Consider the following 20,243-nt stretch of genomic DNA (forward strand, 5'->3'; position numbering starts at 1 on the left):
TTTTAAAGCCTATTGTTTTCTTCAAGCAATTCTCTGGCTTGATATTCTTGCACCAAATCTATTGCATTTGAAATTACATCACTCAAAGCTGTGATAAAAGTACCTTCTTCAGCCATGCTCATTGCATGCTTCAAAGCTTCAATTTCCTTTGGGATAATTTCGTAGCTTACATCTCTACCAGACTGATGTATGCCGTCGATAATTAAACCGTTGATTTCTTCTTCGGTTCTTCCACGAAGATGTTTTTCGTTTCTGATGATAATATAATCGAACATTCTTCCTGCGATTTTTCCGCATTCGCGAATATCTTCATCACGACGATCTCCTACTCCACTAATAATACCAATTTTCTTGGTAGATTCTACATTTTTCAGATAATCCTCAATAGCTTCATAACCTGAAGGATTGTGTGCAAAATCTATTAATACTTTGAAGTTTTTAAATTTAAAAACATTCAATCTTCCTGGTGTAAGCTGTGCACTTGGTATAAAAGTTCTCAAAGAATTTGAGATATCTTCAATCGCAAAACCATAGAGATAGCAAGCCAAACTTGCAGCAAGAACATTTTCAATCATAAACTTCGCCTTTCCTTCCATCGTAATAGGGAAATCTTTGGCTTTCCCGATTCTAATTTTCCAATCTCCTTTCTTTATAGTAACGTAACCTTCTTCGTACACGCATGTTGTTTTACCCTCTTTAGCAAACTTTTTAATGAAGGGATTATTTTCATCCATACTAAAAATCGCAACATTACTATCAACATCATTTACGATTTTCATAGAATACTCATCATCGGCATTCATTACACTCCATCCGTTTTTCTTTACGCTATCAAGAATAACGCGTTTTACTCTTGTTAAATCTTTTAGTGAATGAATATCATTAATACCTAAATGATCTTCTTTAATATTCGTAAGAACACCAATATCACAATTTGAAAAACCAAGTCCAGATCTTAGAATTCCTCCACGTGCAGTTTCTAATACGGCAAATTCTACAGTAGGATCTTTCAGAATAAATTCGGCAGAAATAGGTCCTGTTGTATCACCTTTGGTAAGCATTGTATTTTGAATATAAATACCATCTGAAGTTGTAAAACCAACACGGTATCCATTATTTTTAACGATATGAGAAATTAATCTTGTCGTAGTTGTTTTCCCATTAGTACCCGTTACAGCAATAATAGGAATTGTAAATGGTTTTCCTGGTGGATAAAGCATATCTACTACGGGAGCAGCTACATTTCTTGGTAAACCTTCGCTTGGAGCCAAATGCATTCTAAAACCAGGAGCTGCATTTACCTCAATAATAGCACCTCCACTTTCTTTCAATGGTTGAGTGAGATTCTCAGCCATTATATCTATTCCGCAAACATCTAGACCGATTATCTTTGAAATCCTTTCCGCCATCGTAATATTTTCAGGATGTACCATATCGGTCACATCAATAGAAGTTCCGCCAGTAGAAAGATTTGCAGTTGATTTCAAGTATACAATTTCTCCCTTTTGAGGAACTGTTTCTAATGTATATTGAAGTTTCTCTAGAAGCTCGGTGGTGTCTTTATCAACATCAATTTCGGTCAATACATTTTCATGTCCATATCCTCTTCTAGGATCTTTATTTTCTATTGCGATTAATTGTTCAAGATTATGTTCGCCATCTCCTACAACATGTGCAGGAACTCTTCTTGCTGCTGCAACCATTTTGTTGTTGATAACCAAAACCCTAAAATCATATCCCGTAATATACTTTTCAACAATCACACGTCTTGAGTACTTCTGTGCATGCTCCAAACCAATTTTAGCAGATTCCCAATCTGTAACGTTAATCGAAGAACCCTTTCCGTGATTCCCATCCAATGGTTTAATTACAACAGGATAGCCAATTTTTCTTATTACAGACTGCAAACCTTCTTCATCTGTAATTAAATCTCCAATCGGAACTGGTATTGCGGCATCATGAAGCATTCTTTTAGTCTGCTCTTTATTACATGCAATATCAACCCCTATACAGCTTGTATTTCCTGTGATAGTTGCTTGAAACCTTTGCTGATTGACCCCATAACCCAACTGCACCAACGAATTGGTTCCTAATCTTATCCATGGAATATTTCTAGAAACCGCTTCTTCTACAATACTTCCTGTAGAAGGTCCCAATCTTACTTTTTCCCTAATTTCTTTTAGCTTTTGTATGCATGCGGGAAGATCATAATCTCTACCTTCTATTAAAGCTTCCGCAATTTTCACAGACTCTTCTGCTGCAAAAACCCCTGCATTTTCTTCCAGATAATTAAAAACTACGTTATAAACTCCTGGTGTTTTTGTTTCTCTGGTTCTTCCAAAACCTACATCCATTCCTGCTAAAGTTTGAATTTCGAGAGCAATATGTTCAATCACATGCCCCATCCAAGTACCTTCTTCAACTCTATGGAAGAAACCACCTTCAACCCCTTCAGAGCAACGATGTGAAATTAATGATGGAATCAGTTTTTCGATTCTTTCTCTGAATCCATCAATTTTGTTGGTAGGAAAATTTTCCATCTCCTGCAAATCGAGCCTCATCTGAATAAGCTTTTTTCTTCTAATGCTCCAGATGTTTGGGCCTCTCAACGCTTGTATTTTCTCAATGTTCATATAAATGGTATCAGATTTTATTTATCAAATTTATGTTCTATACTCAAAGATAATGCAAAACATTAAACGATTGCAAAATCGGGTTAAATATTTGTTAACAATTTAATTAATATCATAATCAATCTCCAATGAAAATCAATCTGTTAAATTGAGATTAACATTTCATTAACCCAGTAATATTTTTTACTTTTGCACACTATGAAACCTGTTGGAAAATTAATTATTATTGGAGGAGCTGTAAATAAAGGCAGCTTTACGGAAACTGAGTACGACCAAAATGTAGAAAAAAATCTGAATTTTTTTGAAAGAGGAATTTTAAGAAAAATCATCACAGAATCTAAACACAAAGAAGATTCGGTTATTGAAATTATTACTACAGCTTCCCAAATTCCGCATATCGTAGGAGCAGAATACAAAAAAGCTTTTGAATATCTTGGTGCTAAAAATGTAAACATTTTAGATATCCACAACCGCGAAGAAGCAAATTCTGACGCTATTGTTGCAAGAGCAAATGCAGCAGATGTCGTGATGTTTACTGGAGGGGATCAACTGAGATTAACCTCGATTCTTGGCGGTACAAGATTTCACGATACTATATTACTTAAATATCAAGAACAAGACTTTATCTATTCGGGAACTTCTGCAGGCGCTGCAGCTGCATCCGAAAATATGATTTACCAAGGAAGTAGCTCTGAAGCTTTACTAAAAGGCGAAATTAAAACCACACAAGGTTTAGGGCTTATCGATAATGTAATTGTTGATACCCACTTTGTACAACGAGGCAGAATTGGACGTCTGTTTCAGGCAGTTGTAAACAATCCTAGAACTTTAGGAATTGGTTTAGGTGAAGATACAGGTCTTTTTATTCATAATGACGTAATGACCGCGGTAGGATCTGGTCTTGTGATTTTGGTAGACGGAAGATTTATTAAAGATACCAATCTTACCAATATTAATTTAGGAGAACCCATTTCTATTGAAAATCTTACGGTACATGTAATGTCTATGAACGATCATTACGACCTTAAAACCAAGGAAATGACCATTGAAAACTCGCAATTTAACCCAATACCACAGGTTTAAATTTCACTATAGAAAATTATATACACCTTATTAAAATTTAATGAAACTAATTATCCACGGCGGATTTTTTTCTGAAAGCAGCCAAACTATAGAAGTAAAAATAGCCAAGCAAAACGCTTTAAAAGAAATTGCGGCACAATCGTTCGAATTTTTACAAAATCATTCAGCGGTAGAAACAGTAGCTTTTGCGGTATCGCTTTTAGAAAATGATGACCTTTTCAACGCGGGGATTGGATCGCAAATTCAAAGTGATGGAATCATTAGAATGAGCGCTGCCATAATGGATGGAGAAACTCAAAAAATGAGTGGAGTTATTAACATTGAAAACGTTAAAAACCCTGTTTTTGTCGCTCAAAAATTAATGTCAGAAGACGACAGAGTTTTAGGAGGAAGTGGTGCAAAAAAATTCGCTTCCGATAATGGTTTCGACGATTTTTCTACTGAAATACCACAAAGAAGAAAAGAGTACGAAGAAAAACTAAAAAACGGTGGAAAAGGAACAGTAGGATGTGTTGCCCTTGATAAATATGGCAAATTGGCTGTCGCTACCTCTACTGGCGGAAAAGGCTTTGAAATCCCAGGAAGAATCTCCGACTCTGCCACAGTGGCAGGAAATTTTGCCAACGAAATATGTGCCGTAAGCTGTACAGGCGTTGGTGAAGATATTGTGAGTAATGCAACTGCCGCAAAAATCGTCACAAGAGTTACAGATGGAATGAATATTCGGGAAGCTTTCGAAAAAACATTCACCGAACTTAAAATGATTGATGGCTTTGCAGGAGCGATTGCTATTGATAAAAACGGAAATATTTTCCATCAAGATTCTCATCCAAAAATGGTTTTCGCGAGCTATGATGGGAATGAATTCGAAATTTTCGACTAAAAACCTAAACTATTAAAATCTAATTTTAACAAAACTTTATGCAGACAAAAAATCTTTTGGCATAGATTTTACATATTTCTAAACATCAATTAATTAACAATTAAAAAATAGAAATCATGGGAAACAAAACAAAAGGTTTATTAGCCTTAATCGGATTGGGAGCTTTAGCATTTTGGAGATACAAAAAAGCAACTCCAGAAGAAAAACAAGCGGTAAAAGATAAACTAAACACAGCGAAAGATAACCTTAATAAATGGGGAAGCGAGCTGAAAGATAAAGCTAATGAAGTTGCGTCGCAGGTGCAAAGTAAAGTAGATGAGGCCAAAAATTCTGTTGAGCAAAAAGTAAATCAGAACTAGAAATTAGTTAACATTCATATACAGTAGAAAAGGTAAGTTTTTTATAAAGCTTACCTTTTCTTTGCTTTTAATGCATAAACCATCGGGATTTTATTTCCAAATTTTTCAATTCTCCACTTCCCTTCTTCAAACTCTTCAATATGGCGGAAACATGGATATGGCGAATAATTATACTCCTTAAACTTTGTAATCTCCAAACCTGCCCCTATAAGACTTTCCACTATTTCGGTAATGGCATGATTCCAAGTCATTGTATGATTTACTATAGGAGCATCAGGATTTGCATATGTTCCTTCACAAATTTCAACGATAGGTTCTTCTTTAAAATAGCTGTATTTTACCTCCTCAAAATCATCATCAAACATCCAAATTACGGGATGAAACTCAGCAAAAACAAGCTCTCCTCCAGGTTTTAAAAAATGATAGATAACTTCTGCCCATTTTTGTAAATCCGGAAGCCAGCCTACAACTCCAAAAGACGTGTAAACCATATCAAACTTCTCTTCTAAAACTTCAGGAAGACTATACACATCCGAAACCAAAAATTTAGAGTTAGAACCTATCTCATTCGCCAACTCCTGCGCTTTCAGTATCGCTTCCTCAGAGAAATCTATTCCGGTAGAATAAGCGCCTAATCTGGACAGTGAAATTGTATCCATTCCAAAATGGCACTGTAAATGAAGAATTTTTTTGCCTTCGATTGTACCCAAAATTTCCAAATCAATTTCTGTGAGAGATGATTTCCCTTCTAGAAACGACTTCACATCATAGAAATCAGAATCAACATGGGTTTGAACTTTGGAATTCCAAGACGTTTTGTTAATTTTTATATAATCATCCATGAAGTAAATATAAATTTTTTATTAAATAAAATTATCAATGACAAATAAAAAATCCGCTTACAAAATTCGTTAAAAATAATTTTTGTGAAAAAATAAACGTTTACTCATATTGATAATGTTAAAAATAATAAAAAATTAATGTAAAAATTATGAATATCGATATTTTTCTGTTTAACTTTGAACAAAAACAATTAATTACTAAGAAACGCAATATAATTCTCTATTAAAAGAATAAATTTTTAACAGAAAATGCAAACCTTGGTGATTAAAAACTAAAACTGTAAACCTATGACTTCACCCTTATTGAAAAATGAGACAATTGACCTGTCTCAAAATTTCGATGTGCCGTTAGAACAATTATCGATAGCCACCAATTGGAACCCTACAAACATCTATTACCGTAATTTTTTAGGTATTAAAACAAAAAAAGTTGTTGAAAATGTAGATCTTGATTTTACATGTTTTATGTTTAATGAAAACCAAACATTGGTGGATTCTATATACTCTCCCAAACACAACAGCTGGCTTATAAGAAATAATTTCCCACTGGGAAAAACTGCTTCAAATGATGGAGCAATACAGTATCATGACTTTGAGTCTGAGTCTGAAAACACTTTCAAAAAAGCCATGACTATTGATACTAAAAAAATTAATAACGAAATTGATTCTATCTTTTTCTACCTTACATTTGATCTTAGAAAAGTAAAATCTCCAGATTTTTCGTCTGTAAAAGAGTTACAGATGACCTTTTTCGGAGATAAAAATCTACAGAAAAAAGTTTCTGAATACAACATCAGTACAGAACAGAGCCCTTCAAAAAATGAAGGAATTTTGGTTTTGGGAAAATTGGTTCGTAAAAATGGCAACTGGAAATTTAAAACAATCGGAAAAACAATCGAAGAAAGCGATTTTATACAAACAAAAGGAATTTAGTCTTAAAAAAAAATCAAATTACGGAAAACCGTAAAAATCTTCGAACAAGCTGTTTTACATTTGCCAATGAGAATCTAAAACACAAAATCATGCCTCTTTTTTGATTAGCAGTTATGATGAAAAAATTCCGGCTCGAAGAGCCGGAATTCTTATTATATAGCTTTAAAATTGATGCCTTGAATAAAAAGAATTAAAAGCATAACTCCAAGGTAATAACAGGATTAAAAGAACTATGAGAAGAAAATTTCTGTTGCTTTTTCGCTTTTCATAGTTGTACACGTATTCATCATACTTTTTCAGATAAAAAACAGGGATATAGGAATTTACAGGATATTTTTCACAAACACCCGAGCTTAATTTTATATTATAATCTTTATGCTGAACATTTATTGTAATACTTGACTGTGATTTTGGCGAGTACCTACAAGTTTGGTTTATAACTTTTTGCAAACTTCCTACCCCAAATTCAATAGTTTCATTGTATTTATTATCCTGATACTTTGAGTATATTAAACCAATAATCACCATTCCAATAATGAAAAGGTGATTATTCGTATAATATTTTTGTCTTTGAAACTTCAAGATTTACCCCAAAAACTCATGTCTAGAAACCGTCGTTTGCTCTCCTTTTTCAAGGTTTTTAAAGGTTACTGTATTGTTTTTCAACTCTTCTTCACCTAAGAAAACTAAGTTTTTAATTCCTTTCTTTTCTGCGTAAGTAAACTGTTTTCCGATTTTTGCAGCTTCAGGATATAACTCTGCGGAAATTCCTTTTTCTCTTAATTCGCGAACTAATTTTAGAGCTTCAATCGTTTCTTCACCTCCAAAATTGGCGAAAAGATATTCTACGTTTGAACTTGCATCTTCTGGGAAAAGATTAAGCTCTTCCAACACCAAATAAATTCTATCCAAACCAAAAGAAATCCCAATTCCCGGAATGTTTTTTACGCCAAAAACCTCCGTAAGATTGTCGTAACGACCTCCTCCACCGATAGAACCCATCTGAACGCCTTCCGCTTTCACCTCGAAAATCGCTCCTGTGTAATAATCTAAACCACGAGCCAAAGTAATATCGAAAACTAAATTTTCAGATTGTACACCCAATTTCTGAGCTTGAGTTAAAACAAATTCTAATTCTTCAACACCTTTTAAACCAGTTTCGTTGCCTTCAAATTTAGATTTTAACTGTTCTAAATTTTGAAGCGCATTCTCGGTTTGACTGAAAAGGAAATCTAATTTATCAATAGATTCCTGAGAAATTTCTCTTTCTAAAAGTTCTTTTACAACTCCATCTTTTCCAATTTTATCCAGTTTGTCTAAAGCTACTGTAAAATCGATTAATTTATCGGTGATTTCTGCATATTCTGCTAAACCAGAAAGAATCTTTCTGTTGTTCATGTGGATTTTTACAGAAACTTTTAACTCTTCAAAAGACTTCAAATACAATTGAACCAAATCTACTTCCTGCCAAAGACTTTCACTACCTACAACATCGGCATCACATTGATAAAACTCTCTGAATCTACCTTTTGCGGGTCTATCTGCTCTCCAAACCGGCTGAATTTGATAACGCTTGAAAGGGAACGTGAGTTTCCCATGATTCATCGCTACAAATCTTGCAAAAGGAACTGTTAAATCATAACGAAGGGCTTTCTCAGATATTTTTTTTGTTAATGCTTGATGATTTTCAACAGTTAATTCTTCAGGAGAAACTTTATCTAAATAGTTTCCAGAATTTAAAATCTTAAAAATTAAACGGTCTCCTTCTTCACCGTATTTCCCTGTTAAAGTTGATAAGTTTTCAAAACTTGGTGTTTCCAAAGGCTGAAAACCAAAAAGTTCAAAATTCTTTTGTAGAATATTAGTGATGTATCTTCTTCTTATAACTTCCTGTGCAGTAAAATCTCTCGTTCCTCTAGCTAAGCTTGGCTTCATATTTATGAGTAATGTGTAAATTTAATGAGTAATAATTGGCAAAAATACGCATTTACAAGGGATTCTGAAAACTGAAAAGTTTGCAAAAAACTATTTGCAAACTTTTCTAAAATCATTTATTTCCATGGTTTTGTGTTTTTACCCTAAACGCTTTCCAAAATATCGATAATTTCTTCGCCGTAGTTTTCAATTTTATGTTTTCCGAAACCTTTAATTTCTAGAAGTTCTTCTTTTTTTGCGGGTTTATATTTCGCAACAGACAGCAGTTCTTTATTACTGGCGATAAAATAAGTGGGCAAATTTTGTTCTTTTGCTTTTTCTGAACGCCAAAGTTTAAGAGCATCCAAAATTTTAGCTTCGTCCAAACTCAAAGTTTCTTCTTCCGCAGAATATTTCTGTGTTTTGGCATCTTTCACAGAATTTACAAATCCTGAAAACTGTCTGTAATACAATATTACCGACCAAAACTGATCTTCCTGTACAAAAGCAGTTTCAAATTTTATAATTTCGTTTTCTACCAAAAACTGATCTACTTTTTGCTGATCTTCGTATAAAAATTCATCAGCAATTCTTACTTTAAAAACTTTTATATACATGGCGAAAGTTTTATCCGTTAAACATTTTTATTGCCCAAAAGCAACAATTCGTCTACTCTAATTTCGGTAATAAATCTCTTATTTCCGTCTTTATCGTCGTAGGATCTGTACATCAATTTTCCTTCTACGGAAATTTCTTTGCCTTTGTGTACATATTTCTCCATGATGTCTGCCAATTTCCCGTTCACAACGAGATTGTGCCATTGTGTTTCTTCTACTCTTTCGCCTTTGGCGTTGGTGTAATAATCGTTGGTAGCCAAAGAAACTTTAGCAACTTTACCATTTGCGAAGTTTACGATTTCTACTTCTTTTCCTGTGTAACCGATTAATGTTACGCGATTTCTTAGTGACATAGCTTTGTATTTTTTTTATTGAACATTTAGAAATGAGAGGCTCACTGTTTTTCTCAAATCTCTGTTGCAAAGATTCATCACCATGAGAAAATTAGTCGGTTATAAACTATTTAAATTCGTTTGTAGTCGTTTGTAAATGGATGTTGATAATAATATTTTTTTTATTACAATTATATTGTTATATTTAATTCAAATTCAATTTAAGTTAAAAAATATCCTTTCATTTTTAATTCCAGATAAAATAATTAAAAAAAAAACACTATGAAGAAAATTACGACAATGGTAATCATTATTGGGTTATCAAGTTATTATTATGGCCAAAAAAAAGTTGATTTTGATTTCAAGAAATATCCTGCAAAGGTTATATCTGTAAAAAAAAAATGCGCCATTAAAAAATTTAACTAATAGTTTGACAAAATCATACGCAACTGAATCAAAAAAGATGTACTATGGACGAAGTCCTAATTTTGGAGGCCATTATATCTTAATTGAAATTGGTGATGGTTCAGAATCTAAAGCTGTGATTGCAGACATAAACACTGGAAAAATTTATGATACTCCTGACAATTATGGTGATGACTTTCTATATTCAAATGACGTATATTACTGTATAAAACAAAACGCTATTCATTACGAAAAGTATAGCAACTTATTGGTAATAAACAAAGGTGGTTATTATAACGAGGATAAAACCGTTAATAGAAATTATTATTTATGGAATGATAAAACTAAAACATTTAAAAAAATAAAGTCAGAAAATCAAAAATGCTTAAAAGAATCAGAAATCAACTATTAATATTAAAGCTCATAAACTATGATATTAATATAATTATTATTTTGGCTACCAAAAAGTTCAAAAGCGAGAAAGGAACTATTGAATTTCTTTCACGAACAATGGCTACTCCAGAGCTTGAGCATCATGAGGAGAAAGAGGTTTTGAAATAATTAACAATATTTTTTTTCTAAACAAATGCAACAGTTTTAATTTTTTTTAAAATTTAAAACTGATTTTATTTTACAAATATTTACATATTGAAATAAAAAACTTTAATTAGTCAAATTTTCACAAACCAAAAACACAAAATGACAGACATCAAAAGAAAGGGCGCAAAATCTGCCAAAGATATTACGGATGACATTTCAGAAACATTCAACACAAAAATGATAAAACTCTTAAGCCCTTTATTCATCGGGATTTCTTTCTTAAGTTTCGGGCAATCTGCGAAACTTGCCAAAAAAATTGATAGCCTTGTGGAAACTAAAAATCCGAGACTTTTCAACGGCGTGATTCTAATTTCTAAAAACGGAAAAACAAAATATACAAAAGCACACGGTTTTGCTAATGTTAACGACAAAAAACTAGTTACGCAAGAAAATCAGTTCGAGATTATGTCGAACACCAAACTTTTTACCGCAGTTTTAATTCTAAAAGAAGTCGAAAAAGGTAAAATTAATCTAAAATCTTCCATCAAAACTTATCTTCCGGAGCTTAGTCAGAACTGGGCTGAAACGGTTACCGTTCATCAATTACTGAACCATACACACGGAATTTCAGACACAGAAAAACCTTTACTTTTCGCAGCCGGAACTCAGTTTAAATATGGCAATATTTCTAATATTCTTCTCGGAAAAATTTTAAAAAACCTTAATAAAAAGACCTATTCTGAACAGGCAAATGATTTTTTTACAACAATTGGTTTAAAAAACACGTTCTGCTATTCTGAAACCGACAAAAAGAACCTCGCAAAAGGCTATATGAACAAAAATAATATTCTTACGGCTGTTGAAAAAACCTTTATCAACGAAGAAAATATTCCTGCAGACGGCGTAATTTCTACCGCCAAAGATTTAGCTATTTGGGACGCCAAACTTCATCAAGGGAAAATTTTAAAACCAGAAACCTACCAACTTCTCATTCATCCCGATGTTTTGTCGGAGCACGATACTTTTGGAACTGAAAAACATGGATATGGTTACGGAATAAGAATTACCAAAGAAAAAGGTATCGATTATCTTGGTCACACTGGTTTAGGCGACGGTTTTTCTTCGATGAATATTTACATTCCTTCAAAAAAAATTAGTTTAATTATCCTCGAAAATCAAATGAGCGAAGACGATAAAATCTACTACTATATGGAAAAAGAAATTAAAAACTTACTTTTGGAAGATTTAAAAAACTGATATAAACAACAAAAAAAACACTCATGAAATCTATTTTTAACATTGAAACGGAAAACGAACTTATTGAAAGAATTAAAACCTTAACTCCTGAAAACAAAGCGCTTTGGGGAAAAATGAATGTGTATCAAATGGTAAAACATTGCACTTTATGTGAAGATATGTATCTTGGAAAGCTAAAAATTAAGCGAGTTTTTATCGGAAAATTAATCGGAGGAATGGTTTTAAAACAAGTTTTAAAAGACGACAAACCATTTTCTAAAGGCTCTCCTACAAGCAAACTTCTGACCACAACAGTAGACAGCGGTGATTTGGAACAACAAAAATCGGAGTGGATTAACCGAATCCGAGAGTACAAAAACTACCAAGAACAAAACTTTGTGCACCCGTTTTTCGGTCCCATGACGAAAGAGCAAATCGGCTATTTAGACTATAAACACATCGACCATCATTTGAGACAGTTTGGAGCTTAAATTTTTCGTTCCATTTTATCAAAAAACTTTTATCTCATGAGAAATATTAATATTAAAATACTTAATATTTTTACTTTAATATTTTCAAAACTCTTGTTTTCACAAATAGTTATTGGAGATGATTTTAAAAAAATTCCTGATAATTTATATAGTAAGAAAAATAATTACCAGTTTATTATTCCAAAAGAAAAATATCAGTATTGGAAAGTTTCTCAAAAAAAGGGTGAAATAAATGAGGATTTGATTTATGAAAATAAAAGTTCGAAAAACATACATTATCTCACAAAATACTCTCCTGAAGAAGGATTTTTTGGAGAATGTTTACCTGATTGGTGTTTTTCATATATAGTTGCTTACAAAAACAGAAAACCACAATACATTACCAATGAAAAAGATTTAATAGATTTTATCGGGTATGTAGATAATCTCTCTGAAGCTCTTTTAATTTCCAAAACATATGATTTCTGGATTGATAAAAGAGACAAAGTTGGAAGTTCTTACAAAATAGACAAAGACTATATATATTTATACCTTACAAGGTTTAAGAGTTGCTTAGTAACTAAAGAATCCTTTTTCATTAAAATTAACAGAAAAACCCAAGAAATATATTATGAGAGTAATGGAATATACTATAAAAGTAATGATTGTTTTTCTCATTAGCACCTACAATCAGTTGCAAAGTCAAACAGCCGAAAAAAATAGATACGAACTTGCTTACAATACAATAACAGAAAAGACAAAAGATACGAAACCTTTTTGAGAAGAGTTTCAATGCGATGCTTCAGGAACGAAAATAATTCCGAAAACGTATCAATATAAAGGCATTTATGAAAACTATATTTTTGATAATGAAAGCAAAGAATCTAAAAACTTAAAAATTTATCTAAAAAATATTCAAAATCAAACTGGCGAAAAGACAAAAAATACAAAACTCTAAAACCCAATGAAGTTAAAGATTTTCATGGTCCTTTAAATTACATCTATTTTACTGAAATTAAAAATGATACTTAAAAGCGCAAATTATCTCAAATCCATTCGGAAAATATGAAATGACAACTTGCGAAAATTATCTTTTGGTCTTTGAAAACAACAAAATAAAATCGTTAAAAAAATGGCTTGGTTATTACGAATAAACGAAACTTCATAAATTCATTACTTGAGTTATTTTTTAAAGAATTCTCCTAAAATTTGAATGTTGCGTTGCCGTAAAATAATCACAAAACACTTGATAGATTGATGAATCTGTATGTGTTGCTTTTACGCCCAACTGAAAGTAAATATCCAAAATATGATGTGATAATTTCTCCAATTCGCTTTCACAGAAATGATGAATTTCTGTTTGTTTTTCAGAAGAAATGACTTGAAAGGATTCTAAAATTGCTTCAACTTCTTCTGCAAAATTAATGATTTGATGAAAAGTTTCTTTTACCGATTCTTCAAATGTTTCCAGATTCAATTGCGGTCTTATCTGCAAAGCTTCTTCGGAAAAATGATGAGCCATACCGAGGTAATTAACCATTAAAGTAAGGTCTGCAAAAATTCTAAAAGGAACTGAATCTAAGATGTCTTCCGTAAAAAACTCGTCGTAAACGAAGCTAAAATCTGCCTGAACTTTCACCTCTTTTACCTCGAAAGAGTAAGTTCCGGTTGCTTTCATACCCATCGATTTCCAATCCCGAATCACTTTCGCATCTTTTTGTGGAATCACAAACGAACGAATCATTTCTTCGCCGTTTTCGTTCAATAAAGGCTTTCCATTTTCCGTAAGTTTAGCGTTTAAAGTAAAATGACTTAAATGTGGAGCTCCTGTTGCAAAATGCCACAATCCGTTGATGAGAAAAGTCCCGTCTTGTTGTCTTTCAGCGGTTCCGCCAATCATTCCGCTTCCTCCAAAACAGGTTTTAGAATTTGAAAAAAGCTCTTTGGCAATAGAAGGTTTCAGATTTCTTGAGAAAAAATTCGCGCCAGAACACAAAGTAAGCATCCATCCTAAACTTCCATCAATTTTCGCCCAATCATAAAGAATTTTTAACCCTTGATGAAGACGCAAACCTAAACCACCATACTTTTTCGGAACCCAAATCTGAAGCAATCTTTCCTGATGAATTTGCCTCATAATTTCAGAAGAAACCTCTGTTGCTCCTTGCATTTTTGTTCTTATTTCGTCGGGCGTAAACATTTTTATATAATTATTTTTAAAGGTATTTTTTAAAACTTTGCGTTTAAATAATTAGTCTAAAACTATTGTTTTAGATTTCAAAATTTTCCTCCATTCTAAAAACCCAGAAATTGCAACCACGAATAAAAAAGCGGTTAAACCTGCATACAAATACAATTCTTTATGAATTAACAGCGGAATAGCGATCATATTGCTGATGTTTAATAAAATCCAGTTCTCAATTTTTCTTTTTGCCATTAACCACATTCCTGCCCACGCAAAAGCACTTACCAAAGAATCGAAAATCGGAACATCTGAATCGGTAAAATGAGTAAGAAAATACCAAAATAAAGCGAAAGTTCCTGTAACAATTCCAATCGTAATCAGTTTTTCTGAGCCAGAAGTTTCAGTAATGGTAGTTTCTGTCTGTTTTTTTCCAAATTTCCAGTACAACCAACCGTAAACGCTCATCACTAAATAATAGAGATTGAGTGTAAATTCAGCATAAAGTTTTGCGAAAAACATCACGTAAAGCGAAAGCAAAATTCCCGCAATACCAAAAAGATAGTTGTTTGAATTGTTTTTTCTTGCCAATAAAACCTGTACAATCGAAAAAGAAACACCCAGCCATTCTTGCCAAGTTGTTTGCTGTAAAATTTCCTGCATCAAATTAACTTTTAAAAAATTAAATGATGAGATGATAAATCAAAAAAATCCCTACGTCGGCATTACCCGAATCAGGTGCGGAAAAATTTCCCGGGTATCATCTCAGCCGCTTTCGCAGCACCCCATTGATGGCGCAAATGTGAGACTTTTTTTTGAAAGATAAAAGCAATTAGCTCAAGTATCTTTTCGTTTAGCCGTTTACAAACGTATAAATTTTGTATCTTCCGTATACAAAACACAAAGTTTATGGAATGCCTAGAATGTGGCGAAAAAATAATCGGTCGGTCTGATAAAAAATTCTGCAATGACGCCTGTAGAAACGCTTTCAATAATAAACAGAATAAAGATTCTACCAATTTAATGCGCAATGTAAACAATAAACTGCGCAAAAACCATCGTATTTTGGAAGAGCTTAATATAGAAGGCAAAACAAAAGTTTCTAAAGCTAAATTAGATGGCTTAGGTTTTGATTTTAATTTTTTCACCAATATTAAAGTATATAAAAACGGCTCAGAATACAAATTTGTCTACGACCAAGGATATAAAATGTTGGAAGATGAATTTATTTTGCTCGTAAAAAACTAAATCTAATGAAAGAAATCGTTCTGATAACAGGCGGTGGCGGAACAATTGCCAAAAAACTCTCCGAAAAATTAAAGTCTGATTTCGAAGTAAGATTTCTTACCCGAAAGAAAAAAAATCCAAATGATTTTGAATGGGATTTAAAAGCAAAAACCATCGACGAAGCGGCTTTAGAAAAAGTTTCACACATCATTCATTTAGCCGGTGCAAATATTGCCGAAAAAAAATGGACAGATGAACGAAAAAAAGAAATTATCTCGAGCCGGGTAGATTCAGCAAAACTTCTTTTAGATACTTTAAAAAAGAAAAATTTAAAGCTAAAATCTTTCATTTCTGCTTCCGGAATTAATTATTATGGAACAGAAACTTCAGAAATAATATTCAAGGAAAATGACGCTCCAGGAAAAGATTTCCTTGCCGAAGTTGTTGTAGTTTGGGAAAAAGCTGCAGACGAATTTACAATAGAAAATATTGCTGAAAGAGTAGTAAAAATAAGAACCGCAGTAGTTCTTTCGAATGAAGAAGGTGCACTTCCCAAAATGTCGGCGCCAATAAAAATGGGTATTGGTTCTCCGATTGGAAGTGGAAAACAATTTATGCCATGGATTCACATTAATGATATTTGCAGAATTTATGAATGGGCCATTAAAGACAATTCGGTTTCAGGGGCTTACAACGCGGTAGCTCCGGAACATTGCGACAATAAAAATTTCACAAAAAAAATTGCAAAAATTCTAAAAAAACCACTATTTATGCCAAATGTTCCATCATTGGTGCTAAAATTGCTATTTGGGGAACTATCGGTTGCACTTTTGGAAGGCTCTAGAGCTTCTTCAGAAAAGATCGAAAAGGAAGGATTTCAGTTTGAGTTCCCTACTCTAGATGGTGCACTCCGGAATCTTTTAACACAATAAACGCTAAATAAACACTTTTATATTATGAAACTTCAGTATTCATTCATTCTATGTTTAATGCTTTCCACGGGAGTTTTTGCACAGAAAAATGAAACATTGTCTTCTAAAGACAAAAAGATAATTGCATATTTTGAAAAAAATTACAAGAAGAAAAATTATAAAAAATTTGATGGAAAAATTACCGTCAACAAAAATTATGTAAGTTTTGATTCTAAAACAGTAACTTTTGATACCAACGAAAAAACAATTCAGAATATTTTAAAAAATGGCTTAATCTATCCTCAACTTATTTCGGATTATCAAGCAGAGAAATATAAAGAAGAAACTACAGACCGTACCCAAAAGAGGTTTATGAAACTTCAAAAAGACTGGAAAGCGGCTTTTGATATCCAAAGTTTGAAGATGAGCCAACTTCAGGAACTTACTTATTTTAAAGGAAATGAAAAGGTGAAACGTTTTAAAGTAATTTCTAAAAACAGTAATTTACCTAATTCTGTAACGTATTTTTTCGAACTTACCAACGATAAAGCCGATGCCAAAACTTCTCTTGAAGATTTTATAAACGGTGCAAAACTTACCTATTTTGAGCAGGAATGGTATGATTAAGAAATTAGATTCTATATCTCCTTAATATTAACAGAAGCCTTTTTTAGCTTCTGTTATTTTTTTAGTTAAAATTTATGTAAATTTAAAAAAGGCATTAAAATATTTGCATTGTGAAAAATCTCAATAATATAAGTTATTTTATTTTTAGTTTACATACTATACAATAGTTTTTTAGCTTTTAACAAAATTTATTCTATTTTTGAAGAAATATTAATATCATTGATTATGTCCAATAAATATATAAGCTATGTTTCAGATGAACATCTTTTAGAATGCATTAAAAATCTTCACAATTCATATTTAAAGGCAAAAAATAATGTTTCGAAAAAAAGCTTCTACTCCAACAAAGTCGATACTATCAAACTTACTTTTGATTCAAAATTTAACAATATCAATGAAGAAAATTTAATTCAAGCTGAAATTTTAAGACAAATAGATAAGTCTATTAATAATTCTATTGGAACATTTCATGAGCAAGTTTTAGGTGGAATTGAGGGATATGAAGTTGGTAATCTAAGTGGTTTTGACATTAAAGCGAAGGATGAGACTCTTTTTGCTGATATTAAAAATAAGCACAATACTATGAATAGCAGTTCAGCTGAAGCTTTATTTCAAAAGCTGGCTCGATATGCAGATACTTACAAAAAAGCAAAATGCTATTGGGTTCAAATTTTAGCAAAAGGAAGCTTTAATGAAAGCTGGAAAGGGGAAATTAATGGTAAAGAGTATAGTCATAGCAGAGTTTTTAAAATCTCTGGTGACCAATTTTACGCACTTCTTTCAGGAGAAAAAAATGCTCTTTTCCAATTGTACAGATCTTTACCCTTCGCAATTTCCGATTATCTTCAATCTATTGAGGAGAAAGGTTCTAAAAAAGAAAATTCAGCTTTAGAAGAAATAACCTCAGAAACCGAAAAAACTAATAGAACTATCTTAGACCAAATCACCTTTGAAAATTATAGTTATTATCTAGGATTTAATGAATTATAATACGAGTTTAAAAATTTAACAATAGAATAACCGACTTCTCGTCCCAGATTAACAGGAACTGCATTTCCAATTTGTTTATATTGTTGAGCTAAAGAACCTGCAAAATCCCAATCATCCGGAAAAGTTTGAATTCTTGCGTATTCACGTACTGTAAACGGACGAGTTTCATCTGGATGACATCTTTCTGTTTGTTTTTGAGCAGGGCTACAAGTAAGTGTTAAACATGGTTCATCCCAACCAATTCTTCTAGCCATCCCTGTTTTACCGCCCCCCAAATGAAAACTTCCTCCCATGTATTCTTTTTGAATTTCAATGGGTAAATCTCTCCAATATCCTTTTGGTGGAACTAAATCTAAAACGTCTTTTTTACTTTGAGGATATTTTGCACCTCCTGAAACAGGAACATCAGTATCAAACAATTCCCCTTTTTTTAAAGCATCTCTCAAATTATAAATCTTTGAAAAAGGCTTAGGATAATTAAATTTAATTGAAATATCTTTTCTAATTCCTACCAAAATTAACCTTTCCCTTTTTTGAGGAACTTTATAATCAATAGCTCTTAAAACTTCTATAGGAACTACATTATAACCAATCTCATCAAGAATAGAAATCATTCCTTTGAGAGTATTTCCATTATCATGGTTTAAAAGTCCTTTTACATTTTCTCCGATACAAATTGGTGGATTAACTTCTTTTACAGCTCGAGCAAACTCATAAAACAATGTTCCTCTTGCATCTTCAAATCCTAATCTTTTACCGGCATAGCTAAAAGCTTGGCAAGGGAAGCCACCTGTAACCACATCAACCCTATCTTTGTACTCTAGAAAGCTAAAATTTCTAATATCTCCCTCAAGCACATTCCAATGAGGACGATTTTTTCTTAAAGTTTGACACGCAAATTTGTCAATTTCATTTAAAGCTTCACATTTCAAACCTGCTTTTTCCAAACCAATTGCTAATCCTCCTGCACCTGCAAAAAGTTCTAATACTTTATAATCCTTTTCAGCTTTATGAAAGTTATCTGTAATGTTTAAATTATTGTTTAAAAATTCGGGAAATAAATTTTCAATATCATGTCTATGATAAACACGATAATTGCTTATAGGCTCTCTTACAGCTACTAATTTCCCTTCATCATCCCATCTCCTAAGTGTTTTAGTGCTTTTATTTAATAATTCTGCTGCTTCAGAAATTGTATAAAATTCTTTAATAACCATATTAGACAACATTAGACATTGGTTACAAATTTATTTTAATTTTATTTAAATAACAATATAAATTTTAGCAAAAAAAGTTTAAGAGTAAAATTCAATCTGAAATAATATCCGATTATAAAGATCAAGAAAAACATTACAAAAAATTAATATTCAACATCTTACAATTTTTACGATAAAAAACCTTACTTTTGCACCGCGAAAAATTTAAAGGATAAAGCAATGAAAAAAATTGGTGAATACAGAAAACTTCTTGAAGTTGACCAAAAAGTAACTTTAAAAGAGTTGAAAACCATTTACAGAAATGCGATGAAAGACACGCATCCTGATAAATTCATCAATGATGAAGATGGAAAACTAGAAGCGGAAGAAAAAAGCAAATCTGTGATTGAAGCCTACCATTTTTTAGTAAGCATCAACCCAGAAACACAGGAAAAATACAAAGAAGAATATACAGAAACGATTACAAAATCTAATATTCAGGATTTTTATTTGGAGAAATCTATTCTTACGGTTCAGCATTTAAATGGGGTAAGCTACGAATACATGGGCGTTCCGAGAAATACTTATATCAAAATGATTAATTCTGATTCTCCGAGCCGTTTTGCAAGAAGACACATTTACGGAAACTTCGTATACAGAAAAGCAGGTGAAGTAATGCAGGACTAACTGTTTTCTGTTTTAAAATATCAAGAGCTTTCAAAAATTTTGGAAGCTTTTTTTGTTTCTAAAAAGAAACCTATATAAACGTCACTGCATTAAACTTAAAATGAAAGACTTTTCCCTAAACAAACAATTTGTTTAATTTCTAAAAAAAAAGCTTTCGAATCTCTTCGAAAGCTCAT

The 20,243-nt window shown here is 32.2% G+C and carries 22 protein-coding genes; 14 read left to right on the forward strand and 8 right to left on the reverse strand.

All coding sequences use genetic code 11. From position 1 onward, the window contains the following. Positions 1–2: 2 nt before the first annotated feature. Positions 3–2,633 carry a cyanophycin synthetase gene (gene cphA / locus AC2A1D_RS01420; RefSeq protein WP_484041884.1) on the reverse strand — a complete coding sequence of 877 codons (2,631 nt, stop codon included), beginning with the start codon at positions 2,631–2,633 and terminating at the stop codon, positions 3–5. A 198-nt stretch (positions 2,634–2,831) separates the two neighbouring features. On the opposite strand from cphA, the gene AC2A1D_RS01425 reads away from it, so the two are divergent. The 3 genes from AC2A1D_RS01425 to AC2A1D_RS01435 all read left to right on the forward strand — a co-directional run bounded on the left by AC2A1D_RS01425 (position 2,832) and on the right by AC2A1D_RS01435 (position 4,958). Continuing rightward, positions 2,832–3,716 carry a cyanophycinase gene (locus AC2A1D_RS01425; RefSeq protein WP_484041885.1) on the forward strand — a complete coding sequence of 295 codons (885 nt, stop codon included), beginning with the start codon at positions 2,832–2,834 and terminating at the stop codon, positions 3,714–3,716. Positions 3,717–3,756: 40 nt separating this feature from the next. Next, positions 3,757–4,599, forward strand: coding sequence for an isoaspartyl peptidase/L-asparaginase (locus AC2A1D_RS01430; protein ID WP_484041886.1), 843 nt, complete (start codon positions 3,757–3,759; stop codon positions 4,597–4,599). A gap of 116 nt (positions 4,600–4,715) precedes the next feature. Next, complete coding sequence (locus AC2A1D_RS01435; protein WP_484041887.1) at positions 4,716–4,958, forward strand: YtxH domain-containing protein; 243 nt, start codon at positions 4,716–4,718, stop codon at positions 4,956–4,958. A 50-nt stretch (positions 4,959–5,008) separates the two neighbouring features. Here AC2A1D_RS01435 and AC2A1D_RS01440 read toward each other — a convergent pair whose 3' ends face one another. Continuing rightward, the gene (locus AC2A1D_RS01440; protein ID WP_484041888.1) at positions 5,009–5,800 is read right to left on the reverse strand and encodes a class I SAM-dependent methyltransferase; all 792 of its coding nucleotides are present in this window, start codon (positions 5,798–5,800) and stop codon (positions 5,009–5,011) included. A 288-nt stretch (positions 5,801–6,088) separates the two neighbouring features. Between AC2A1D_RS01440 and AC2A1D_RS01445 the strand changes: the two genes are divergently transcribed. Further along, positions 6,089–6,733 (forward strand): TerD family protein, encoded by a 645-nt coding sequence (locus tag AC2A1D_RS01445; protein WP_484041889.1) that lies wholly within the window; start codon positions 6,089–6,091, stop codon positions 6,731–6,733. 585 nt (positions 6,734–7,318) lie between these two features. On the opposite strand, the gene hisS is transcribed toward AC2A1D_RS01445, so the two are convergent. The 3 genes from hisS to AC2A1D_RS01460 all read right to left on the reverse strand — a co-directional run bounded on the left by hisS (position 7,319) and on the right by AC2A1D_RS01460 (position 9,617). Beyond that, the gene (gene hisS, locus AC2A1D_RS01450) at positions 7,319–8,668 is read right to left on the reverse strand and encodes a histidine--tRNA ligase (protein WP_484041890.1); all 1,350 of its coding nucleotides are present in this window, start codon (positions 8,666–8,668) and stop codon (positions 7,319–7,321) included. A gap of 143 nt (positions 8,669–8,811) precedes the next feature. After that, positions 8,812–9,264, reverse strand: coding sequence for an HRDC domain-containing protein (locus tag AC2A1D_RS01455; RefSeq protein WP_484041891.1), 453 nt, complete (start codon positions 9,262–9,264; stop codon positions 8,812–8,814). Between the two features lie 17 nt (positions 9,265–9,281). After that, entirely contained in the window at positions 9,282–9,617 is a 336-nt protein-coding gene (locus tag AC2A1D_RS01460; protein ID WP_484041892.1) for a single-stranded DNA-binding protein, read from the reverse strand. A 261-nt stretch (positions 9,618–9,878) separates the two neighbouring features. On the opposite strand from AC2A1D_RS01460, the gene AC2A1D_RS01465 reads away from it, so the two are divergent. From AC2A1D_RS01465 to AC2A1D_RS01485, 5 genes are all read left to right on the forward strand, one after another. After that, positions 9,879–10,022, forward strand: a complete 144-nt coding sequence (locus AC2A1D_RS01465) for a hypothetical protein (protein ID WP_484041893.1) — start codon at positions 9,879–9,881, stop codon at positions 10,020–10,022. A 4-nt stretch (positions 10,023–10,026) separates the two neighbouring features. Beyond that, entirely contained in the window at positions 10,027–10,413 is a 387-nt protein-coding gene (locus AC2A1D_RS01470; protein ID WP_484041894.1) for a hypothetical protein, read from the forward strand. A 287-nt stretch (positions 10,414–10,700) separates the two neighbouring features. Further along, the gene (locus AC2A1D_RS01475; protein ID WP_484041895.1) at positions 10,701–11,798 is read left to right on the forward strand and encodes a serine hydrolase domain-containing protein; all 1,098 of its coding nucleotides are present in this window, start codon (positions 10,701–10,703) and stop codon (positions 11,796–11,798) included. 23 nt (positions 11,799–11,821) lie between these two features. After that, positions 11,822–12,268 carry a DUF1569 domain-containing protein gene (locus tag AC2A1D_RS01480; protein ID WP_484041896.1) on the forward strand — a complete coding sequence of 149 codons (447 nt, stop codon included), beginning with the start codon at positions 11,822–11,824 and terminating at the stop codon, positions 12,266–12,268. A gap of 36 nt (positions 12,269–12,304) precedes the next feature. Beyond that, the gene (locus AC2A1D_RS01485; RefSeq protein WP_484041897.1) at positions 12,305–12,928 is read left to right on the forward strand and encodes a hypothetical protein; all 624 of its coding nucleotides are present in this window, start codon (positions 12,305–12,307) and stop codon (positions 12,926–12,928) included. Between the two features lie 508 nt (positions 12,929–13,436). Here the strand turns inward: AC2A1D_RS01485 and AC2A1D_RS01490 are convergent. Next, on the reverse strand, positions 13,437–14,447 hold the full coding sequence (locus AC2A1D_RS01490; RefSeq protein WP_484041898.1) for an acyl-CoA dehydrogenase family protein: 1,011 nt from the start codon (positions 14,445–14,447) through the stop codon (positions 13,437–13,439). 51 nt (positions 14,448–14,498) lie between these two features. After that, a complete protein-coding gene (gene pnuC, locus AC2A1D_RS01495; RefSeq protein WP_484041899.1) occupies positions 14,499–15,095 on the reverse strand; it encodes a nicotinamide riboside transporter PnuC in 597 nt (198 codons plus the stop codon). A 243-nt stretch (positions 15,096–15,338) separates the two neighbouring features. On the opposite strand from pnuC, the gene AC2A1D_RS01500 reads away from it, so the two are divergent. From AC2A1D_RS01500 to AC2A1D_RS01515, 4 genes are all read left to right on the forward strand, one after another. Then, complete coding sequence (locus AC2A1D_RS01500; protein WP_484041900.1) at positions 15,339–15,677, forward strand: hypothetical protein; 339 nt, start codon at positions 15,339–15,341, stop codon at positions 15,675–15,677. Positions 15,678–15,682: 5 nt separating this feature from the next. Next, complete coding sequence (locus AC2A1D_RS01505) at positions 15,683–16,588, forward strand: TIGR01777 family oxidoreductase (protein ID WP_484041901.1); 906 nt, start codon at positions 15,683–15,685, stop codon at positions 16,586–16,588. A 24-nt stretch (positions 16,589–16,612) separates the two neighbouring features. Next, positions 16,613–17,194 carry a hypothetical protein gene (locus AC2A1D_RS01510; protein WP_484041902.1) on the forward strand — a complete coding sequence of 194 codons (582 nt, stop codon included), beginning with the start codon at positions 16,613–16,615 and terminating at the stop codon, positions 17,192–17,194. 225 nt (positions 17,195–17,419) lie between these two features. Then, a complete protein-coding gene (locus AC2A1D_RS01515; RefSeq protein WP_484041903.1) occupies positions 17,420–18,184 on the forward strand; it encodes an Eco47II family restriction endonuclease in 765 nt (254 codons plus the stop codon). Here AC2A1D_RS01515 and dcm read toward each other — a convergent pair. Next, positions 18,160–19,401 (reverse strand): DNA (cytosine-5-)-methyltransferase, encoded by a 1,242-nt coding sequence (gene dcm / locus AC2A1D_RS01520; RefSeq protein ID WP_484042323.1) that lies wholly within the window; start codon positions 19,399–19,401, stop codon positions 18,160–18,162. The genes AC2A1D_RS01515 and dcm overlap by 25 nt on opposite strands. Before the next feature lie 219 nt (positions 19,402–19,620). Here dcm and AC2A1D_RS01525 point away from each other — a divergent pair, with 219 nt between their 5' ends. Continuing rightward, on the forward strand, positions 19,621–20,067 hold the full coding sequence (locus AC2A1D_RS01525; RefSeq protein ID WP_484041904.1) for a KTSC domain-containing protein: 447 nt from the start codon (positions 19,621–19,623) through the stop codon (positions 20,065–20,067). Positions 20,068–20,243 lie beyond the last annotated feature (176 nt).

The sequence above is a fragment of the Chryseobacterium sp. HNCC26DJ239 genome, from assembly GCF_057180445.1.